The organism is Psychrobacter sp. NPDC077938 (assembly GCF_044542635.1).
Classification (GTDB): domain Bacteria; phylum Pseudomonadota; class Gammaproteobacteria; order Pseudomonadales; family Moraxellaceae; genus Psychrobacter.
The window spans coordinates 1-18,808 of the sequence record NZ_JBITUW010000005.1 but is presented as its reverse complement, the minus strand read 5'-3'; the positions used below and the strand labels follow the sequence as shown (position 1 = coordinate 18,808).

Genomic DNA, 18,808 nt, shown 5'->3' with positions numbered 1-18,808 from the left:
TTTTTTAGTTTAGGGGCTTGCATTATAAAATGATATCTATATAATGATGCACCAATGGAGACGTGGCAGAGCGGTTGAATGCACCGGTCTTGAAAACCGACAAGGGTTAATAGCCCTTCGAGAGTTCGAATCTCTCCGTCTCCGCCAAATTCGAAAAAGCCCCTATCAGCAATGATTGGGGCTTTTTTTTATGGTATTGATAAAAGTATTAATTAGTACCTTCTATAAGATCCTCAATAGTAGGTTATACAGCTACTTCACCAGTGAGTTTTCAAATTCGATTGTCTGATCATCTATTAAGGTAAGCGTGCCTTTATTAATCTCAATAGTGATGCCACTAGCATTTTTGATAGCGCGCATGACATTGATATCCTCAATACTGCTTTCAATAATGATCTTGCCAGACTGTTCTGGTGCGATAGGTGGATCAAACGTTGTCAAAGGCACATTAAAGTTTTTACCATTTGTCAGGTTGGCATCTTTCATGGTTAGCGTCCCTTTAAAGCTTTTTATCGCGCCTTTGCCATGATTAGATAGCATAAACTGCATTTTGACTTGATTTAAGCTATCGCTATCACTGGTTTTCACAGGGAGCAGGGCGACAGGGTACATCTGTGCAGTAGCATTAGCTGCCTGACCTTTGACGATAGGACTTTTCTTACCCGTTGGATTGTTTGGATGCAGACGTTCATATTCACGCTGTTGTATCAGCGCTTGCTTGATAGTGGTGCGCGGCATAGCTCCTGATTCATAAGCATCGCTCAATTTCATGCGCAGCATATATCGGCTGAGTACTTGTTGATCGGCCTCAGACAATTGCTCAAAAGTTTGTCCTAGCTTTTTTTGCCATTGGTCTGAATCTGTCGGTATCGTTGTTTTATTTGGATCAGTCTGCGGCGATGAGCAGCCAGTCGCAAGCACTAGCATTGCTACCGTCATGGTTGAAAACAAAGTTTTGTTGAAACGCTGATGTAAGCCCGTCATCGTAACCCTCCTTGCAGATCTTTATTATGTTGAAACCTTATAAATAGTCGCGACTATCTTCTTAATATACCTTGTTTAAACATCTGTTGTGTTTAATTATGGCTAACTAGCATTGCAAATATCGCAGAGTATTTAAAAAAAATATTTACTGTAGATGAGATGGAAGCAGGGCGTAACAAGAGGAGAGTTAGAAAAATATCAATAATGCTTTAACTTTTATAACAGCCACAAAAAAGACCAAGCTCGCGTCAGCAAACTTGGTCTTTTTTATTTTAATATTATCTAGCAGCGTTACTATTAATTAGCAACGACACTATTAATTGTTTAATCGTTGTCTTGCAGCTCAGATAGCGGATGAGTGATGTTATTATTATGCGTCACTACAATCGCTTCATCAATAATATGCTGGCTAACGCCGCGCTTACGTAGCGTTTCGATGAATACTTCATCATGGGCAAGCGTATAATCTTGATGGTCACGATCCAAGCCCTGACGAATATAAAGACGAATAAGCCCTTGAATGCGCTTAAAGCCTAAGTCTGATGACGTCGTTTCTAATAGACCAATCATTTCTTCAGACAAACGAATACTAATCGGGCGCATAATCTTTTGCGGATGATCAGAAAACTTATTTTTTATACGTACAGGTATCATAATAAACCATTACTTTTAGTGAGTAAGAGCGAAGCACTCAAACAAAAACGAACCCAATCAAAACTAATCTTACCATACAACAAAAATGTCTAAAAGAACACCACAGCCGTGCTAATATTATTAGAAGTAAATATAAAAGACGCAGCAATAAAAAAACCTCCATCAAATTATGATGAAGGTTTTTAGTATATGGCTCTCCAACCTGGGCTCGAACCAGGGACACACGGATTAACAGTCCGTTGCTCTACCAACTGAGCTATTGGAGAATAGCTGGTCATAACAGCAAGTTATTGACGCTTTATATTAAAGCAGTTAATTAGCTTGTTTGCGTTATGTGGGGCACATTTTAGCCAAGTCATTACAGGCTGTCAACCTTATTATGCGTTTAATTATAAATATTATTGCAATTATTGAAAATTAACGCCAATCCCTTATCAGATAGGCTATTTCAAGGCATAACCTAGTAGAAAATGACGACAAATGTGTTTTAAAAATAAAATGTGCTTTGGAAATAAAAATTATTTTCAGAGAATTTTATATGGCACCTGGACAAACGATAAGAATATAGAACCAGATATCAATTCGGCAAAGTAAAACTGGATCTAATGCTCTATATATTTGAATATGAAAGTGATGCGACACCGTTTGACACAATAAAGTTGCAAGACAACCCTTCACATTAGCAATAGAGTTCTATAAAATACCGACCATGTGGTTTCTTTGCTATGTTTTTTCATAGCATGCGTTGAACAAAAGCGGGTGTTCTAAAGATGAGTCCTACTACGATTGCTTACGGTTATCTGACTATTGCCATTATATGCGAAGTGGTGGGTACGACTTTTTTGGTAAAGTCAGAACAGTTCACCCGTTTGGTGCCAACTTTGATGATGGGCGCGCTCTATGCGGTTTCATTTTATCTACTGGCTCAGACGCTCAAAACCATACCGCTAGGCATTGCGTACGCACTGTGGGGCGGGCTTGGGATTGTGCTGACATCACTCGCTGGTGTGGTGCTATTCAAGCAGAATCTCGATACAGCAGCAGTGGTCGGTATTGCGATGATCGTCGGCGGTGTTGTTGTGATGAACTTATTGTCTAATTCTGTGGTGCATTGATATGGAAAATGCTTATAAGCGTAAAAAACAGCCAGAAGTCATTCGTCGTGCGTTGTTAGATCAGGCAGCACGTATCACATTGGAGCAAGGCCTATCTAAAGTGACGTTTCAGGCAGTCGCTGATGCGGTTGGGGTGACAAAGGGTGGTGTGATGCATCATTTTTCTACCAAAAATGCGCTCGTGCTAGAAGTTTTCAATGATGCAATGGCTAAGTTTGAGGCAGAAGTAAACGCAGCAATGGCTGACGATCCTGTTAAGTACGGTTCATTTACCCGCGCTTATATAGATGCCACTATCAGCCTCGGCGAGCAAGGTCAGGAAGAATACGATAACCAAGCAACCTTATATGTATTGATGCTAGGTGATAGTGAGCTGCGTGAGTTGTGGGCTAAGTGGGCGAATGAGCAACTCAAAAAACATGCGGCAACGGATAATACCGAGACATTATGTATGGTTCGCCTTGTCGCTGACGGTATTTGGCTCTCAGACTTTTCAGGTATCGATATCGCAGACAAACAATCATTACGTGATCGCCTGATAAAAATGACACAACAAGACTTTGATTTATAAGACAACACTGATTTATAAAATAATTTTTACTTTACTACTTAAAGACTAAATTTCTTAAAAACTAGATTTCGAAACTTAACTAACGACGACACTATTCGGCTTCAGTACTTTTACATAGTTACTTTTATATAGCTGCTTTTGCCAATCGTCCTAAGGAGAATTTATGACTGATTTTAATAATTTGACAGATATTATCGATTTAGACCAAGTACAAACAGCCTATATCAACGGTCGTTATCTAGCGGTTGATGAATCGCTGACGACTTTTGAAGATATCAATCCAGCCACTGGTGAAGTATTGGCAACGATTCAGCAAACCAGCAATGAGCAGATTGATGAAGCCTTAAAAGCCGCCCATAAAGGTCAAAAAGTTTGGGCCGCGATGACAGCGGTCGAGCGTGGTCGCATCTTATCAAAGGCTGTTGAGATATTGCGCAATCGCAATGATGTGTTGGCACTACTTGAGACCAAAGACACAGGTAAAGCCTACTCTGAGACGAAGTACGTCGATATCGTCACTGGTGCTGATGTCGTTGAATACTATGCAGGTCTGGCACCGATGATTGAGGGTCGTCAGATTCCATTACGTGATACTAGCTTTGTCTATACTCGCCGCGAGCCACTTGGCGTGGTTGCAGGTATTGGCGCATGGAACTATCCGATTCAAATCGCGATGTGGAAAGCGGCACCTGCATTGGCTGCTGGTAATGCGATGATTTTTAAACCATCAGAAGTGACGCCGTTGACGGCATTGAAACTGGCAGAAATATTGACAGAAGCTGGATTGCCAGACGGTGTGTTTAACGTCGTACAAGGTAACTATGAAGTGGGTCAAGCGCTGACCGAACACCCAGATATCGCAAAAGTATCGTTCACAGGTGGCGTACCGACTGGCAAAAAAGTCATGTCGAGCGCGGCAAGCTCATCTCTAAAAGACGTAACCTTAGAGCTTGGTGGTAAATCGCCATTGATCATATTTGATGATGCAGATATCGATACCGCTGCTGACATCGCTATGATGGCCAACTTCTATAGTACGGGTCAGGTATGTACCAATGGTACGCGCGTATTTGTTCCTAAAGCGCTACAAGCGAAGTTTGAGCAAGCTATCTTAACCCGTGTTGAGCGTATTAGACTGGGCGACCCTATGGATGAGAACATCAATATGGGTCCACTGGTTAGCTTCCCGCATATGGAGCGCGTGCTTGGCTATATCGAGCAAGGTAAAAAAGGCGGCGCACGTCTGCTAACAGGTGGCGAGCGCGTTACAACGAACGAGCTTGCAAACGGCGCATTTGTCGCACCTACAGTATTTACTGATTGCACAGATGATATGACTATCGTACGCGAAGAAATCTTTGGCCCAGTGATGTCGATATTGACGTACGAGACCGAAGAAGAAGTTATTCGCCGAGCCAATGATACCGATTATGGCTTAGCGGCTGGGGTTGTGACTGCAGATCTAAAACGCGCGCATCGAGTCATCGCTCAGATAGAAGCTGGCATCTGCTGGTTGAATACATGGGGCGAGTCAGCAGCACAAATGCCAGTAGGCGGCTATAAGCATTCTGGTATCGGCCGCGAAAACGGTATCGAAGCGCTCGAACACTATACTCAGACCAAATCTATCCAAGTAGAGTTGGGTGCGTTTGAATCTGTCTTTTAATCAATCTTATTGAGAAAAACGAAGCCAGTAAGGTTGCTTATTAGCTTTTATTTAGCTTTTTCAGGACACCTTACTGACCCTAAACGATTTATGTTTTTTCAATATTATGGAGTATGTTATGACATCAACCACACCTGAGTATGACTATATTATTGTCGGAGCAGGCTCAGCAGGAAATGTGTTGGCCACACGTCTGACCGAAGATGCCAATATTAAGGTACTGCTGTTAGAAGCAGGTCGTCCCGATTATCGTTTTGACTTCCGTACCCAAATGCCAGCTGCACTTGCCATGCCGCTACAAGGGACGACTTATAACTGGGGTTACAAGACAGATCCTGAGCCATATATGAATAATCGTGTCATGGACTGTGGCCGCGGTAAAGGGTTAGGTGGCTCATCATTGATTAACGGTATGTGCTACATCCGTGGTAATGCGTTAGATTTTGATGATTGGTCTAAGATAAAAGGCCTGTCAGACTGGACGTATTCGGATTGCCTGCCTTATTTTAAAAAGCTAGAAAACTGTGACGCTGGCGAGAATGACTATCATGGCGTGGGCGGTCCTGTTGAAATGACTACCTCAAAGCCAGGAGTCAATCCACTGTTCCAAGCTATGATTGAAGCGGGCGTACAAGCGGGCTATCCACGTACCGAAGATCTAAACGGCTATCAGCAAGAAGGTTTTGGTCCGATGGATCGCTTTGTCACGCCTAACGGTCGACGTGCATCAACGGCTCGCGGCTATCTTGACCGTGCTAAACCACGTAGCAATATCACGATTTTGACGGGTGCATTGACTGACGTAATTTTATTTGACGGCAAGCGCGCTGTCGGTGTCAAAGTCGAGCACGAAGGCCAGACCAAGAACTTCCATGCCGCTCGTGAAGTGATTGTCTCTTCTGGCGCGATTGCTTCACCGCAACTGCTGCAGCGTTCAGGTATCGGCCCAGGTCAGTGGTTAAAAGACGCTGGCGTGACCGAAATATTTGATCTGCCAGGGGTTGGTAATAATTTACAAGACCATCTAGAGCTGTATATGCAGTATGAATGCAAACTGCCAGTGTCGATTGCGCCTGCCAATAAATGGTGGAATAAGCCTGCGATTGGTGCCGAATGGTTGTTCAATGGCACAGGCCTTGGTGCGTCTAACCAATTCGAAGGTGGCGGTTTTATCCGTACCGATGAGAAGTTTACCCATCCAAATATTCAGTATCATTTCTTGCCACTAGCCGTACGCTACGATGGCCGCAGTGCTGTGAAATCGCATAGCTTCCAAGCACACGTCGGCTCACTGCGCTCACCAAGCCGTGGCCGCGTCAAGCTAAAATCACGTGATCCGAAAGCACATCCAAGCATCTTGTTTAACTATATGTCGCATGATCAAGACTGGCAAGAGTTCCGTGCTGCAATGCGTATCACACGTGAGATCATGCATCAGCCAGCACTGGATCCTTATCGTGGTCGCGCGATTGCACCGACCGATGATTTGGTCACCGACGCCCAGTTAGATGAATACGTACGCAATCATAGTGAGACGGCTTATCATCCATCTTGTACTTGTGCGATGGGTGAAGATAACGATTCGGTAGTAAACGGCGAAGGTCTGGTACATGGTATTGATGGCTTGCGAGTCGTCGATGCGTCTATCATGCCAAACATTATTAGTGGTAATCTCAATGCTACGACTATTATGCTCGCCGAAAAAATCGTCGATAAGATGAGAGGCGTACAGTTGCCACGTTCAACGGCAGATTATTATGTGGCCAATGGTGCACCGCTGCGCTCAGAGCCAATGCGTGATTATCTCTCGACGGTGTAGGCTGCAATATAAGCCTGCATGCAGGATACTGAATAAATAACGATATAAGAAAATTTTAACCAAAAGGCCTTTCCAAGTAGAGGCCTTTTCTATCAGCGCTAACGTATTAGAATAATGAATACCGTTCAGGTTGAATTTGTTTATAATTTTATTAGCTTTTTATTTATTGGTACTGCTTTGTCCGTCATGCGGTTGGTTCCACGTATACGGTTATAGATCATCAGTCTACTATTAGACGATGCCGGACAAAGCAATATCGGACCCTGTTTAATTTACCTATTGAGGTCTTTTATGTACAGTTCGCCATCACAAGATGTGACGAAACCTCTGACCCTAAACAAAACGGTGTTTATGGGCTCAGCTATTATTTCTATTTTATTGATAATCTGGACCATCGCTTTTCCAGATTATAGTGAGGCCTTGTTGAGCGCCAGCATGACTTGGGTATCAGACAAGTTTGGCTGGTATTATATGTTGGTGGTTGCCGCTTATAGTATCTTTGCGTTGTTTGTTGGTTTTTCTAAGTACGGCGATATAAAGCTTGGTCAAGACCACGAAAAAGCACAATTTCCGTTTTTAGCGTGGGCGGCCATGCTGTTTTCAGCGGGTATTGGTATTGACCTGTTATTCTTTGGTGCCTCTGAGCCTTTGATGCATTATTTGACACCGCATACAGGCCTAGAGCCTGCGAGTGCTGAGGCCATGCGCGAAGCACTTGCGCAAACTTTCTTGCACTGGGGTCTACACGGTTGGGGTATTTATGCGCTGATCGGTATGGCGCTGGCTTACTTTGCTTATCGCAAAAACATGCCACTCGCGCTACGCTCGCCGTTGACTCCGATATTTGGTGAACGTTTAATCAAAGGCTGGTTGGGCGATGGTATTGATACCTTTGGCGTCGTCTGTACGTTGATGGGTATTGCGACCAGTTTGGGTATTGGGGTATTACAGGCCAATGCTGGCTTGACCCATGTGTTCGGTATCGAATCTAGCAAAATGGTTCAGGCACTCATCATCGTCGGCGTTGTCGCGGCTGCTGCTGTCTCTGCGATGACAGGTGTTGAAAAAGGCGTTCGTCGTCTATCTGAATTCAACATGCTGTCGTCAATACTGTTGTTGCTTGCCATATTGGTAATGGGCAATACGGTGTATCTATTAAATACCTTTACTCAAAATATCGGTCAATATTTCCAAACCATCGTTTATAAAACCTTTGATGTTTATGCTTATGACGGTGCTGCTGGTGCCGAGTGGAAATCTTGGTGGACGATATTTTTCTGGGCATGGTGGGTTGCTTGGGCACCATTTGTAGGTCTATTTATTGCACGTATTAGCCGTGGCCGTACGTTGCGCGAGTTTGTATTTGGCGTGATGTTTATTCCGCTTGGGTTTATTTTTGCATGGTTCTCTATTTTTGGTAATTCAGCGATAGACTTGGTTGCCAATGGCGCAACAGAGCTGGGCGAAATCGCGGTCAATGATGCGGCAATGGGCATGTTTGCGCTGTTTGAGTACTTCCCTTACAGTGAAGTATTGTCATTTGCTGGTGTGGTTATTGGTCTTATTTTCTTTGTGACCTCTGCTGACTCAGGCGCTTTAGTATTAGCGAACTTGAGCTCAAGAGGTATGACCAATGATACCGATGCTCCTGTTTGGTTACGTCTGTTTTGGGCAGCAGCCACTGGTCTTATTACGTTAGGATTATTGTTTGCAGGTGGTTTTTCTTCACTACAGTCTGTCTCTGTCATTGCAGGTTTGCCATTCTCTATCATTCTTGTGCTCTACATGATGTCTATGTGGAAGTCGCTAAAAGAAGAAGGCAACAAGCGTAAAGCCAGTACAATCGGCACGGCAAATGTGTTGGACAGTGGAAAGAGCTGGAAAGCGCGTTTGCAACGTATTGTGAGTTTCCCAGGACATGCACAGGTTGAAAAATTCTTGCATACGGTCGTTATGCCAGCGATGTCTGAGGTCGAAAAAGAGTTTAAAGCAGGTGGTCTCAAAACCTCGTTAGATACCAAAAACCTTGCTAGTATCGGAGAAGGTATCGATGCAGGCATGGACCAAGATAGTGGTCAGGTAGACGGTCTAAAACTACGTGTTGGTCATGGCGATGAAGATGACTTTATTTATGAAGTCAATCTGATTAAAGCTCACCGTCCTAACTTTACATTGAGCACATCTACCAAGCACGCAGAGTATTACTACCGTGCGGAAGTGTTCTTGAGCGAAGGCTCGCAAGAGTATGACTTGGTTGGCTACTCAAAAGAGCAGGTATTGGTTGATATCTTAAATCAGTACGAGCGTCATTTGCAGTATCTGCATTTAGAGCGTTAATCAGACACACTTTTTGAGTGAAACTATCAGTAAAAATGTCCCCATAAGTTGCACGCAGCTTATGGGTTTTTTTTATGACTAACTATTTATAAATAACTATCGTTTTAATTGAGGGTATATCTCAAACAAGTGCAAAACAAGTACTGCAAATATAAGGTAAAATTCCCTAAGATTAAATTGATCGACTGATACGCTGCAACGTATTAGCAAAGGATACACTTGTGAACAAATTAAAGTACATAGCGCATTACTCAGAGCAGATTCAAACTCAAGCTGCTCAGCTTATAACTGAGGATAGGTTAGGCGAGTATCTGGAAAAAAAGTACCCGACTCAACATCAAATCCAAAGCGACAAAGCGCTCTATCAGTATATAAATGAGATAAAAACCCAATACATGCGTAAGATTGGTCAGCTATCAAATGTCAGCTATAGCAGTAAGCTCAAGGTTTTAAAACATGCACTGGGTATCCATACGACGCAATCGCGCGTACAGGGGAGTAAGCTCAAATCGCACAATAGCATCACGGTAGCTAGCCTATTTAAAGACGCGCCGCCAGAGTTTTTGCGCATGATAGTGGTGCACGAACTTGCCCATTTCAAAGAGCATGAGCATAACAAAGCTTTTTATCAGTTATGCTGCCATATGGAGCCTGAGTATCATCAATTTGAGCTGGATACGCGACTGTGGTTGCACTGGCGAGAGTTGTAACCCCAATATAGTCAAGTCTATATAAATCCGCTACATCGTCATCCTCGCTAAGCATACTAATATATAACTTGCACTCGGTTGCCTTGTGCTGCTTTTAAATTGAATCGACTATAGTATGAATAGCAACCTTAATAAGGTTCATAGTAATCTTAATAACAGCCACATAAATATCGTGTTCTTCTCTGTAGCAATCATCTGAGCCGCTAGGGCGTGTCCTCAATTCAATTGGTCATATCTAAACGGGCTAAAAATGGCTAAATTTTGCCAAACATCGTTAAATAGCTGATTAATATCCCGATATTATCTACGCTATTTTCCTTGTTTGACTGCAATTTATCTCATTTTTATCACCATTTTTAAAATGAGGACACGCCCTAGAATTACGTTATAATCCTAACCACACACGATATATTCCCTAAAAGGTTGTAAACAATGATTAATACCAAAATATATAAAGCCATTTACACCTTAGCTGAAGAGTTATTAGAAGCGGATCGCAGAGGCAATCAAGAAAAATTTGATTCGTTATATGCTGAACTAAACGCCATTTGTACTGATAATGAAGGTACTGACAAAGACCACCCAGAACAATGGGAGACGCTTGCTGACTTCACAGAAGATTTGGACGCGGCATTGGTTATTTATGACAAAGCATTGGCAAAAGCTACTGCCATTAACTCAAAAGATCACATGTCATCAATTGCTTTTTCTATGGCGGTGCTACAGCTTGAGACAGGTGAAAAAGAAGCCGCTATCCAAAGTCTGCAAAATGCCAAAATCACAGCCAATAAAATTGAAGACAAAGAGTTCAAGGTTGAGATTGATGAGATGCTTACTAAGCTATTGGCAGAGTAGTTTGGATTATAGTCAATCCTCTATAAATTGGGTACGATGTCAGTCTCGCTTAGCCTACTACTTGTAGTACTTTCACTCGACTTCCTTGTATCCAATTTACATTGAACCGACTATAAATAGGGCAATCAGATATGCAAGACATACCTGTGGTAATCGTTGGTGGTGGATTAAGTGGATTATATGCTGCCTTCTTATTAGAGCAAAAAGGTATAGCGTATAGACTGCTAGAGGCGCGTGATACCTTAGGTGGTCGCATTGCAGTTGCTAAATATTCAGATGCACCTGCTACTAATAACAATACTGATATCGATCAAGCAGAATCAAGCGCCGCGTTCGACTTGGGACCATCTTGGTTTTGGCCTGATTATCAAACGCAATTAAGTAGTCTGATTGAGTCGTTAAATTTATCACGTTTTGCGCAGTTCGAAGAAGGCGATATGATGGTTGAGCGCGCTGCCAATCAGCCACCCGTGCGTATGCAAGGTTACAAAAGCGCACCACCTTCTATGCGGCTAGTCGGTGGTATGGCCGCTTTGATTGAGGCGCTATATGCTCGCTTAGATGCTAGTTGTATCATGACCAGTCAAACCGTACAGGAATTAAATAAGACATCTCAATATATTGAAGTACAGAGCGAAGATACTTCTGGACATGTGACCGGGCATGTGATGACGTTCCGAGCGCAGCATGTGCTACTTACGTTACCGCCTCGATTGGTAGAAGGTCGGATAGCATTTCAGCCAGCGCTACCGCGAGACTTAAGTGGACAGTGGCGCGAGACAGCCACTTGGATGGCGCCCCATGCCAAATATGTCGCTGTTTATGAATCACCATTTTGGCGTAATACTGGTCTCTCGGGTGCCGCGCGCAGTGCGATAGGGCCGCTCACTGAGATACATGATGCCTCTACGCTAGAGGGTGATGGGGCATTGTTTGGTTTCTTTGGTGTTCCTGCTCAAGTACGACAGAGTGTCTCTGATACAGTGCTAAAAGAACATTGCCGTGCCCAGTTCGTGCGACTATTTGGTGCGCAGGCAAGTACTCCAAAATCTGAATATCTCAAAGACTGGGCACAAGACCCATTAACAGCGATGCCCGCTGATGCTAGCGGCAACGGTCAGCATGCAGTAGCCCCGCCATCCAAGCCAAAGACAGGCGTGTGGCAAGACTGTCTAACAGGTTGTGGTAGTGAGTGGTCGGCGCAGTTCCCTGGCTATGTCGCTGGGGCAATTGATGCAGCAACCGTCGCTATACAAAGCCTACCTGCTACCATTTTGCGCCAGTAGCTATTAGGGTGCTGCTATAAGTTATTACAAAGGCCATCAAACATGATTAAGAAAGTTCATCATCCAATAGGATAGTCGATGAATGACTCGCTCAAGCAAGAGACTTCTCACAAAACCACTTGGCTGGTGCCTTTTGTTTGTCTACTGGCAGGCGGCGCACTCACTGGTATCTCGACCAATGTGGCAAAGTACGCTATCGATGTCGGTCTGACCCCATTAGGGTTTTTATTTTGGTCGATTACCGGCGCTGCTGTTATTTTATTTATAACAGCGCTCATCAGAAAAGAACTCCCTCCTCTTAATGCGCGCAGCTTAGAGTATTACTTTGTCGCGGCGCTTGTCAGTGTCGCGGCCGCCAACTTATTGTTATTTTCTGCCATTCCTCATGTGGGCGCAGGTTTTGTCGCCTTAATTCTTTCATTACCGCCACTGCTAACGTATCTTGGCGCGTTGATACTACGTATAGAGCAATTTTACATTGTCCGTGCGCTTGGGGTCATCGCAGCACTCATCGGGGCAGGAACATTAGCCGTGCATAAATTCTCTGCGCCAGATTCTAGTGTGTTTTGGATTTTAATCGCGCTTTGTGGTCCAGTGCTACTTGCTATTGGTAATATATATCGGACATTACGCTGGCCTGATAATGCGTCTTCTGGCGCACTCGCTCCAGGTATGTTGATTGCGGCAGCGCTGCTGCTAGGTTTGTTTAGTATGATGTCAGACTTCTCTATTGCTGTACCTTTAGAGGATTGGCTACCGCTAAGCATGATAGCTATACAAGCAGGCGTATTTGCTGGACAGTTTTTACTGTTATTTTTATTGCAAAAGACAGGTGGGCCCGTGTTGCTGAGTTTGTTAGGTGCGGTAGGGGCCATTGTCGGCGTACCCGTCGCTATTTTTTTGCAAGGGGAGAGTCCACCAGAAGGTTTATTTTTAGGCGCTACTTTGATTGCTATTGGCGTGGCATTGGTGACATGGGGCGGTGTAAAAATAGCAAAAGTAAAAGAAGAGGTTTAATAAATGTGTATAGGCGATAGCATTAAACTATAGAGTTATTAAAACCGTTACTTCCTAATGGGCACTTCTTATCTCGCTCTGGTTATCAGTATCTAACTTATCAACACCTGCTATGACTCAATAATTGGTTACGATTAACTTAAATCACTTTTTGTGGATATGATAAAAAAGGAGTATAAGTATCGTGGTTATTGTTGTCATGGACTCAGGCTATGAATGCAGCCACGCGTTATCGATTATTAAACAATTTTACGATTCTCATTAGTGTCATCGGAGTAGCGATTGCCTTGTTAGATAGTGGTTTTACACTACCAACATGGCTCCAGCAAGTATTCCATATTTTCTATTTGGTCATCATCTTTCTCAGCTTTATGGTGACCGCTGGTCGTTACATCTATACCAAAAAGCCATTAACCTTCAATAAAGTCGCCGTCTTTGACGCACTGACTAGCATTGCCATTATCATTTTATTGACCGCGCATTTTACGGACTTAGTACGTTCGGGCCTGTCCGCTGCTGTTGATGGCTTTGTCGCGATAAAGATAGCCGTGTTTGTCACTTTCGTCCGTGAACTCTCCGATCATAATTTTAATCTCAATCGTACCTTTCTACATCCTGCCCAGTTTTTTATTCTAAGCTTTTTAGTCGTGGTGCTGGTTGGTGCCTTGCTATTGATGATGCCCAATGCGACGACGCAGCCACTGTCTTTTGTTGATGCGCTTTTTACTGCGACTAGCGCGGTCTGCGTAACAGGGCTTATCGTAGTGGATACTGCTACCTATTTTACGACTTTTGGCCAAGTCATTATTATGGGTCTGATACAAATTGGCGGCTTAGGTATTTTGACCTTTGTGACCTATTTTAGTTATTTCTTTAAGGGCGGTGTCAGCTATGAGACACAAGCCAGCATCAGTGAGATGTCTTATATGCGCGGTATGGGTGATGTGGTGTCGACACTCAAGTCTATCTTATACGTCACATTTGCTGTCGAGGCGGTAGCGGCTGCGCTGATTTATATCAGTATTTATGACATACCCAATATGGATTGGTCTGAGCAGCTATTTTTTTCGGTCTTTCATGCGATTTCTGCTTTTTGTAATGCTGGGTTCTCTACCTTTAGTGCTGGCTTGTACGATGATTCGCTACGTTTTAATTATTCGCTACAGCTGATTCTGGCGATGACATTTATCTTCGGTGGTATGGGTTTCACCATCGTGGTCAATGTGCTTAGATATTTACGTTATCGTGCTCAGCGGCTGATAAATCGCCATGACCAACGCTATATTCATCAGCCTTGGTTACTTAATATCAATAGCCGTATTACTTTGATTACCACAGGCGCATTATTGCTAGTCGGTCTGATTGGGGTGATGATATTTGAATACAATAATGTGCTCGCTGACCATACCAGTTTCCTTGGCAAGCTGGTAACAGGGTTTTTTACGGCGGCTACCCCGCGTACGGCAGGTTTTAATGTGATTGATATGGGTGAGCTGACGTTTCCAACAGTGATGCTGACGATATTTCTGATGTGGATTGGGGCGTCACCCAACTCGACAGGTGGTGGTATCAAGACCAGTACCTTTGCGATTGCGTTATTGAATACATTGAGCCTAGCTCGTGGACAGACCAAGATAGAGGTGTTTAAACGGGAGATTGCTGAGATTTCCGTTCGTCGCGCATTTTCTATTATGTGGCTGTCGCTACTGGTCATCGGTACGGGCGTGACGCTCATCAGTTATGATCAGCCAGAGCTTGATTTGATTAAAGTGGTGTTTGAGTGCTTCTCAGCTTATAGCACGGTGGGCCTAAGTTTAAACTTGACGGCAGACTTATCAGATTTCAGTAAAATCGTGGTTTCGGTCATTATGTTCGTTGGCCGCGTCAGTATGCTGACGATATTTATCGCGCTACTAAAAAATATGCGCCAACGCAATTATCGCTATCCTACTGAAGAGATTACGATTAACTAATCCGTCGTAAACAGTTATCTAATCCATCGTAAACAGACTATGTCGTTCTTAATAAATAGCAAAAAATATTAAAAAAGGTTGTTTAAGTTATGAAGTACATCATCGTAGGACTAGGAAATTTCGGAGCATCGTTAGGCTCGGCATTGACCAGTCAAGGGCATGAAGTGATTGCTATTGATAGTAGTATGCAACGGGTTGAAGCTTACAAAGAAGTGATCTCGCATACGCTATGTATGGATGCCACGGACGAGTATACGGTTAGCGGATTACCAATCGTTGATACTGATATTGTCATTGTGGCAATTGGCGAAGATCAAGGTGCCAATGTTATGGCAACAGCGCTATTTAAGACGTTAAAAGCCAAGCGTTTGATCAGCCGTAGTATCAATCCGCTACACGAAAAAGTCCTACAAGCCATCGGCGTGGATGATTTGATTCACCCTGAAAAAGAGGCGGCCAATCGCTGGGCCAAGCGTCTGTCACTACGCTATTTTGTCGATTCGTTTGAATTGAGCGATAACTTCAGCATGGTAGAGATTAAGATTCCAAATGTGTTGATTGGTAAGACTGTCGACGACTTACAGTTAGAGCAAAAGTTCAATATCCGATTGCTTAGTACGTTGCGCTATGAGTATTATGAAGACAGCTTTGGTCGTACGCAGAGCAAGCCTAGTATCCAAGGTTTGGCAACGCCTGAGCAAGTATTGCAAGAGCGCGATGTACTGGTGATCTATGGTGCCAACAAACACATCAATCAGTTCTTACGTAGTGTGGGTGTGAAAATCAAATAGCAGCTTGCCATCGCAGTGATACCAGAAGGTATAGGGAAATGATTATGAATAAGCGAAGTATATCTGTCCTACTGATCGCTATAATGGCACTACTGTCAGGTTGTGATCAGTCCGCGCAAGACCCGAACGTTCTTCTGTCCGAACATCAAAAAGACCCGATTGAGGAGTTGGCGATTACCTCAGACGTGGATCACAGTCAGTTTGGTTACAAGCAAACCTTTTATGTGCCGATTTATTCTGATATCTATACCGATAGAGACGCTCGCAAAGTGCTGCTATCGGCGACGCTGAGTGTACGTAACACCACGCTCAAAAAGTCACTGTATATCAATAAAATTGATTATTACGATACAGATGGGGCATTGGTCAAGTCATATCTAGATAAGCCTATCGAGCTACCAGCGATGGCCACACTCAACTATATCGTCGAAAAAGAAGAGGACAAAGGTGGTTCTGGTGCCAACTTTATCATCGAAGTCGAAGGTGTAGATGAGACAGTCAGACCAGTGATAGAAGCGGTCATGATTGGCAACTTTAGCAATAAAGGATTTGCCTTTAGTACAGAAGGCACGCCCGTGATACATTGAGATATGTATAGTCGGTACGTAGTTTAGAATATTAAAAGAGCACTGTAGTATAGGCGAAAATAGTTTCGATTTTGCTAACTAGCGATGATCGTATAAAAGTATTAAACGAATCAACATGGACAGTTCAATTCAAGGAAGAGTTATGTCTGCAACCAAAGAAGAAATCAACGCCTTTATGGCACTCGAGTTCCCACAAACCAAATGCGTCGTCGAGGCGGTCAGCGAAAATGGCGCGACCTTATCGCACGAGATTGGCATAAACGAGCTGCGTCCCGGTGGTACAGTTTCGGGACCTGTCATGATGGCTGTCGCTGATGTCGCTATCTATGTGGCGATCCTCGGAAGAATCGGTATTGTCCCGTTAACGGTGACGACGAGTTTGACCATCAATTTCTTGCGTAAGCCATCAGCAAGTGCTCGTATTATCGCCGAATGTACCTTGATGAAAGTAGGACGTACGCTGATAATTGGGGAGGTATCTCTTTATTCAGAAGGCTCTGATGACATTGTGGCTCATGTGGTTGGCACGTATTCGGTGCCGCCTAAAAATTAATTATCATAGCGTTGAGTTAATTGAACTCGCTTGTGTATGAAATTTATTGATATGAAGGTATTTTTTAAAGATTTTTAACGAAATTTTGAGACTATGACTTCTTTATACTCATAAAGCAAAGAGATTGTTTTTAGTCTAAAATTATAATAGATAGCGTATCCTATTTATGGAATATAGAACAGTACTATACTTTTGTAAAATGACTGAAAAAAATGATTGGATTTTAAAATATTTTAATAAAAATAATAACTTAAAGGGTTTTTTTTTGAATAAAAATCGACGAATGGTCGATAAGATGGCTTGATTTAACTATGGTTAAGTTATAAAAAACAGTATTATAAAAGATATAAATGAGTCAAGAAAAAGCTCATTAGAGACTTATCTAGACCAAATGACATTGGGATAGTCTTCGATAATCAAACAGCCTAGCATGCACTTACATCAATCGAATTAAACGATAAAAAGCGAAAGGTAGAAATATGAACACTATCATGGTTAAGACCAATAATACGACTCAAACCGTAGCCGAAGTGGCCGTTGTCACTAAAGATGGAAAACCAACCATCATCCAAGCTATGGAGAAAGTCAATTACGAGTTCCATGATATGGCGATCGGTCGAGCGCCCAATCATATTATTACCAAACGCATCAAAAATGATCTGCACGTCTCATTTGAAGAAGACGGCAAAGACAGTGATTTAATTATAGAAGGTTTTTATGACAGCGCAGACAGCGCATTAGTCGGTATTGCAGAAGATGGCGACTATTACTACTACATTCCAGATACGGGTGAAACCTACGATTATGTGAACCAACTGGAAGTCGGTGATGTAGAAGGGCAGGCGTTAGGCGGTGAAGAATATGTGGCGGCGGCAATACCTTGGTGGGTACCTGTCGCTGCAGGACTTGGATTGGCAGGTTTGATTGCGGGTATCAGTAGTAGTGATAGTGATGATCGTCCTGCACCTGCACCTGCACCCATCGTCAGTCTCAGTGGTGTCAAAAGCTTAAGTGAAGCCACGGCAACGAATGACGCAAACACTGCGTTATATAGCATTACTCTAGATAAGGCCAGTGATGTTGATACCAGTGTGACAGTCACCATTACGCCTGGTTCTGCCGATGGCGGTGACTATACGGCACCAATGACGCAAACCATCACGATTCCAGCAGGACAAACCTCTGTTAATTTTAGCATACCAATTGTAAATGATAACGTCTACGAAGGCGCTCAAAGCTTTATGGTTGCTATAACCAGCGTCAGTGCGGGTAAGGCCACTATCGACCCTGTTAAAAACGAGGTTACTACAACTGTTTATGATGATGGCACCATTGACGGAACGACACCAGTTGACCCAAATGACCCAACAGTGGGTGATGACACGCCAATTGTAAGCATCAAAGGTACAGTAAACCTAAGCGAAACAGCTGCTGATGGTAGTGTTAATAGCGCAACGTATACTGTGAGCTTAAGCAATCCAAGCGCAGTTGATACGACTATCAGCTATATTATTAGCGATGGCAGTACAGAAGGTAGCGATGACTACGTCGCACCAACTATAAAGACTGTCACGATTCCTGCTGGGCAGACCTCTGTTGATTTCAGCTTACCAATGGTAGATGACAGTATTTACGAAGGTGCCGAGGACTTTACGGTCACTATCACTGGTACCACTGCTGGTACAGCTAACATTAGTGCGGATAATGACAGTGTCACCACGACTATTTATGACAATGGAACCACTGATGGCACCACACCGGTTAATCCTGCTGACCCAACAGTAGGGAATGATATCCCCGTGGTCAGCATTGCGGCAACCGACGCGCAAGCGATTGAAGGGGTAGACAACACCCTCATCTTTAGCGTGACTCAGACCAACCTTAGCAACC

16 protein-coding genes and 2 tRNA genes are annotated in these 18,808 nt (G+C 43.4%); 15 read left to right on the top strand and 3 right to left on the bottom strand.

The features are described from left to right. Nucleotides 1-56: 56 nt before the first annotated feature. Nucleotides 57-147, top strand: a tRNA-Ser gene (locus tag ACIGBM_RS09470). A 105-nt stretch (nucleotides 148-252) separates the two neighbouring features. On the opposite strand, the gene ACIGBM_RS09465 is transcribed toward ACIGBM_RS09470, so the two are convergent. The 3 genes from ACIGBM_RS09465 to ACIGBM_RS09455 form a co-directional block, all read right to left on the bottom strand. Further along, complete coding sequence (locus tag ACIGBM_RS09465; RefSeq protein WP_397477580.1) at nucleotides 253-984, bottom strand: hypothetical protein; 732 nt, start codon at nucleotides 982-984, stop codon at nucleotides 253-255. Between the two features lie 324 nt (nucleotides 985-1,308). Next, nucleotides 1,309-1,638 (bottom strand): hypothetical protein, encoded by a 330-nt coding sequence (locus ACIGBM_RS09460; protein ID WP_057761113.1) that lies wholly within the window; start codon nucleotides 1,636-1,638, stop codon nucleotides 1,309-1,311. Between the two features lie 190 nt (nucleotides 1,639-1,828). Continuing rightward, nucleotides 1,829-1,904: transfer RNA gene (locus tag ACIGBM_RS09455), tRNA-Asn, on the bottom strand. Between the two features lie 504 nt (nucleotides 1,905-2,408). Here ACIGBM_RS09455 and ACIGBM_RS09450 point away from each other — a divergent pair. From ACIGBM_RS09450 to ACIGBM_RS09385, 14 genes are all read left to right on the top strand, one after another. Beyond that, a complete protein-coding gene (locus ACIGBM_RS09450) occupies nucleotides 2,409-2,753 on the top strand; it encodes a multidrug efflux SMR transporter (RefSeq protein ID WP_057761111.1) in 345 nt (114 codons plus the stop codon). Nucleotide 2,754: 1 nt separating this feature from the next. Next, nucleotides 2,755-3,324 carry a TetR/AcrR family transcriptional regulator gene (locus tag ACIGBM_RS09445; RefSeq protein WP_218870191.1) on the top strand — a complete coding sequence of 190 codons (570 nt, stop codon included), beginning with the start codon at nucleotides 2,755-2,757 and terminating at the stop codon, nucleotides 3,322-3,324. 163 nt (nucleotides 3,325-3,487) lie between these two features. Then, a complete protein-coding gene (betB, locus tag ACIGBM_RS09440) occupies nucleotides 3,488-4,990 on the top strand; it encodes a betaine-aldehyde dehydrogenase (RefSeq protein WP_397477579.1) in 1,503 nt (500 codons plus the stop codon). A gap of 118 nt (nucleotides 4,991-5,108) precedes the next feature. Then, on the top strand, nucleotides 5,109-6,809 hold the full coding sequence (gene betA / locus ACIGBM_RS09435; RefSeq protein WP_397477578.1) for a choline dehydrogenase: 1,701 nt from the start codon (nucleotides 5,109-5,111) through the stop codon (nucleotides 6,807-6,809). 291 nt (nucleotides 6,810-7,100) lie between these two features. Next, nucleotides 7,101-9,146, top strand: coding sequence for a choline BCCT transporter BetT (gene betT, locus ACIGBM_RS09430; RefSeq protein ID WP_397477577.1), 2,046 nt, complete (start codon nucleotides 7,101-7,103; stop codon nucleotides 9,144-9,146). Between the two features lie 221 nt (nucleotides 9,147-9,367). Next, nucleotides 9,368-9,856, top strand: a complete 489-nt coding sequence (locus ACIGBM_RS09425; protein ID WP_397477576.1) for a M48 family metallopeptidase — start codon at nucleotides 9,368-9,370, stop codon at nucleotides 9,854-9,856. 432 nt (nucleotides 9,857-10,288) lie between these two features. Continuing rightward, nucleotides 10,289-10,711 (top strand): tetratricopeptide repeat protein, encoded by a 423-nt coding sequence (locus ACIGBM_RS09420; protein ID WP_238051768.1) that lies wholly within the window; start codon nucleotides 10,289-10,291, stop codon nucleotides 10,709-10,711. Nucleotides 10,712-10,842: 131 nt separating this feature from the next. Beyond that, nucleotides 10,843-11,997, top strand: coding sequence for a flavin monoamine oxidase family protein (locus ACIGBM_RS09415; RefSeq protein ID WP_397477575.1), 1,155 nt, complete (start codon nucleotides 10,843-10,845; stop codon nucleotides 11,995-11,997). Between the two features lie 78 nt (nucleotides 11,998-12,075). Continuing rightward, complete coding sequence (locus ACIGBM_RS09410) at nucleotides 12,076-13,014, top strand: DMT family transporter (protein ID WP_397477574.1); 939 nt, start codon at nucleotides 12,076-12,078, stop codon at nucleotides 13,012-13,014. A gap of 212 nt (nucleotides 13,015-13,226) precedes the next feature. Continuing rightward, on the top strand, nucleotides 13,227-14,987 hold the full coding sequence (locus tag ACIGBM_RS09405) for a TrkH family potassium uptake protein (protein WP_397477573.1): 1,761 nt from the start codon (nucleotides 13,227-13,229) through the stop codon (nucleotides 14,985-14,987). An 89-nt stretch (nucleotides 14,988-15,076) separates the two neighbouring features. Further along, on the top strand, nucleotides 15,077-15,778 hold the full coding sequence (locus ACIGBM_RS09400; protein WP_057761091.1) for a TrkA family potassium uptake protein: 702 nt from the start codon (nucleotides 15,077-15,079) through the stop codon (nucleotides 15,776-15,778). A gap of 44 nt (nucleotides 15,779-15,822) precedes the next feature. Beyond that, nucleotides 15,823-16,365: a DUF3124 domain-containing protein gene (locus ACIGBM_RS09395; protein ID WP_397477572.1), complete on the top strand. Its 543-nt coding sequence runs from the start codon at nucleotides 15,823-15,825 to the stop codon at nucleotides 16,363-16,365. 142 nt (nucleotides 16,366-16,507) lie between these two features. After that, nucleotides 16,508-16,918: a PaaI family thioesterase gene (locus ACIGBM_RS09390; RefSeq protein ID WP_397477571.1), complete on the top strand. Its 411-nt coding sequence runs from the start codon at nucleotides 16,508-16,510 to the stop codon at nucleotides 16,916-16,918. 479 nt (nucleotides 16,919-17,397) lie between these two features. Next, nucleotides 17,398-18,808, top strand: a 1,411-nt coding sequence (locus tag ACIGBM_RS09385) for a Calx-beta domain-containing protein (RefSeq protein WP_397477570.1), incomplete at its 3' end; no start/stop codon positions are given.

Coding starts and splice junctions, on each gene's coding strand:
- betB (WP_397477579.1), top strand. CDS start 3,488: ATGACTGATTTTAATAATTTGACAGATATTATCGATTTAGACCAAGTA.
- ACIGBM_RS09390 (WP_397477571.1), top strand. CDS start 16,508: ATGTCTGCAACCAAAGAAGAAATCAACGCCTTTATGGCACTCGAGTTC.
- ACIGBM_RS09405 (WP_397477573.1), top strand. CDS start 13,227: ATGAATGCAGCCACGCGTTATCGATTATTAAACAATTTTACGATTCTC.
- ACIGBM_RS09450 (WP_057761111.1), top strand. CDS start 2,409: ATGAGTCCTACTACGATTGCTTACGGTTATCTGACTATTGCCATTATA.
- betT (WP_397477577.1), top strand. CDS start 7,101: ATGTACAGTTCGCCATCACAAGATGTGACGAAACCTCTGACCCTAAAC.
- ACIGBM_RS09460 (WP_057761113.1), bottom strand. CDS start 1,638: ATGATACCTGTACGTATAAAAAATAAGTTTTCTGATCATCCGCAAAAG.
- betA (WP_397477578.1), top strand. CDS start 5,109: ATGACATCAACCACACCTGAGTATGACTATATTATTGTCGGAGCAGGC.
- ACIGBM_RS09465 (WP_397477580.1), bottom strand. CDS start 984: ATGACGGGCTTACATCAGCGTTTCAACAAAACTTTGTTTTCAACCATG.
- ACIGBM_RS09410 (WP_397477574.1), top strand. CDS start 12,076: ATGAATGACTCGCTCAAGCAAGAGACTTCTCACAAAACCACTTGGCTG.
- ACIGBM_RS09415 (WP_397477575.1), top strand. CDS start 10,843: ATGCAAGACATACCTGTGGTAATCGTTGGTGGTGGATTAAGTGGATTA.
- ACIGBM_RS09395 (WP_397477572.1), top strand. CDS start 15,823: ATGAATAAGCGAAGTATATCTGTCCTACTGATCGCTATAATGGCACTA.
- ACIGBM_RS09400 (WP_057761091.1), top strand. CDS start 15,077: ATGAAGTACATCATCGTAGGACTAGGAAATTTCGGAGCATCGTTAGGC.
- ACIGBM_RS09420 (WP_238051768.1), top strand. CDS start 10,289: ATGATTAATACCAAAATATATAAAGCCATTTACACCTTAGCTGAAGAG.
- ACIGBM_RS09445 (WP_218870191.1), top strand. CDS start 2,755: ATGGAAAATGCTTATAAGCGTAAAAAACAGCCAGAAGTCATTCGTCGT.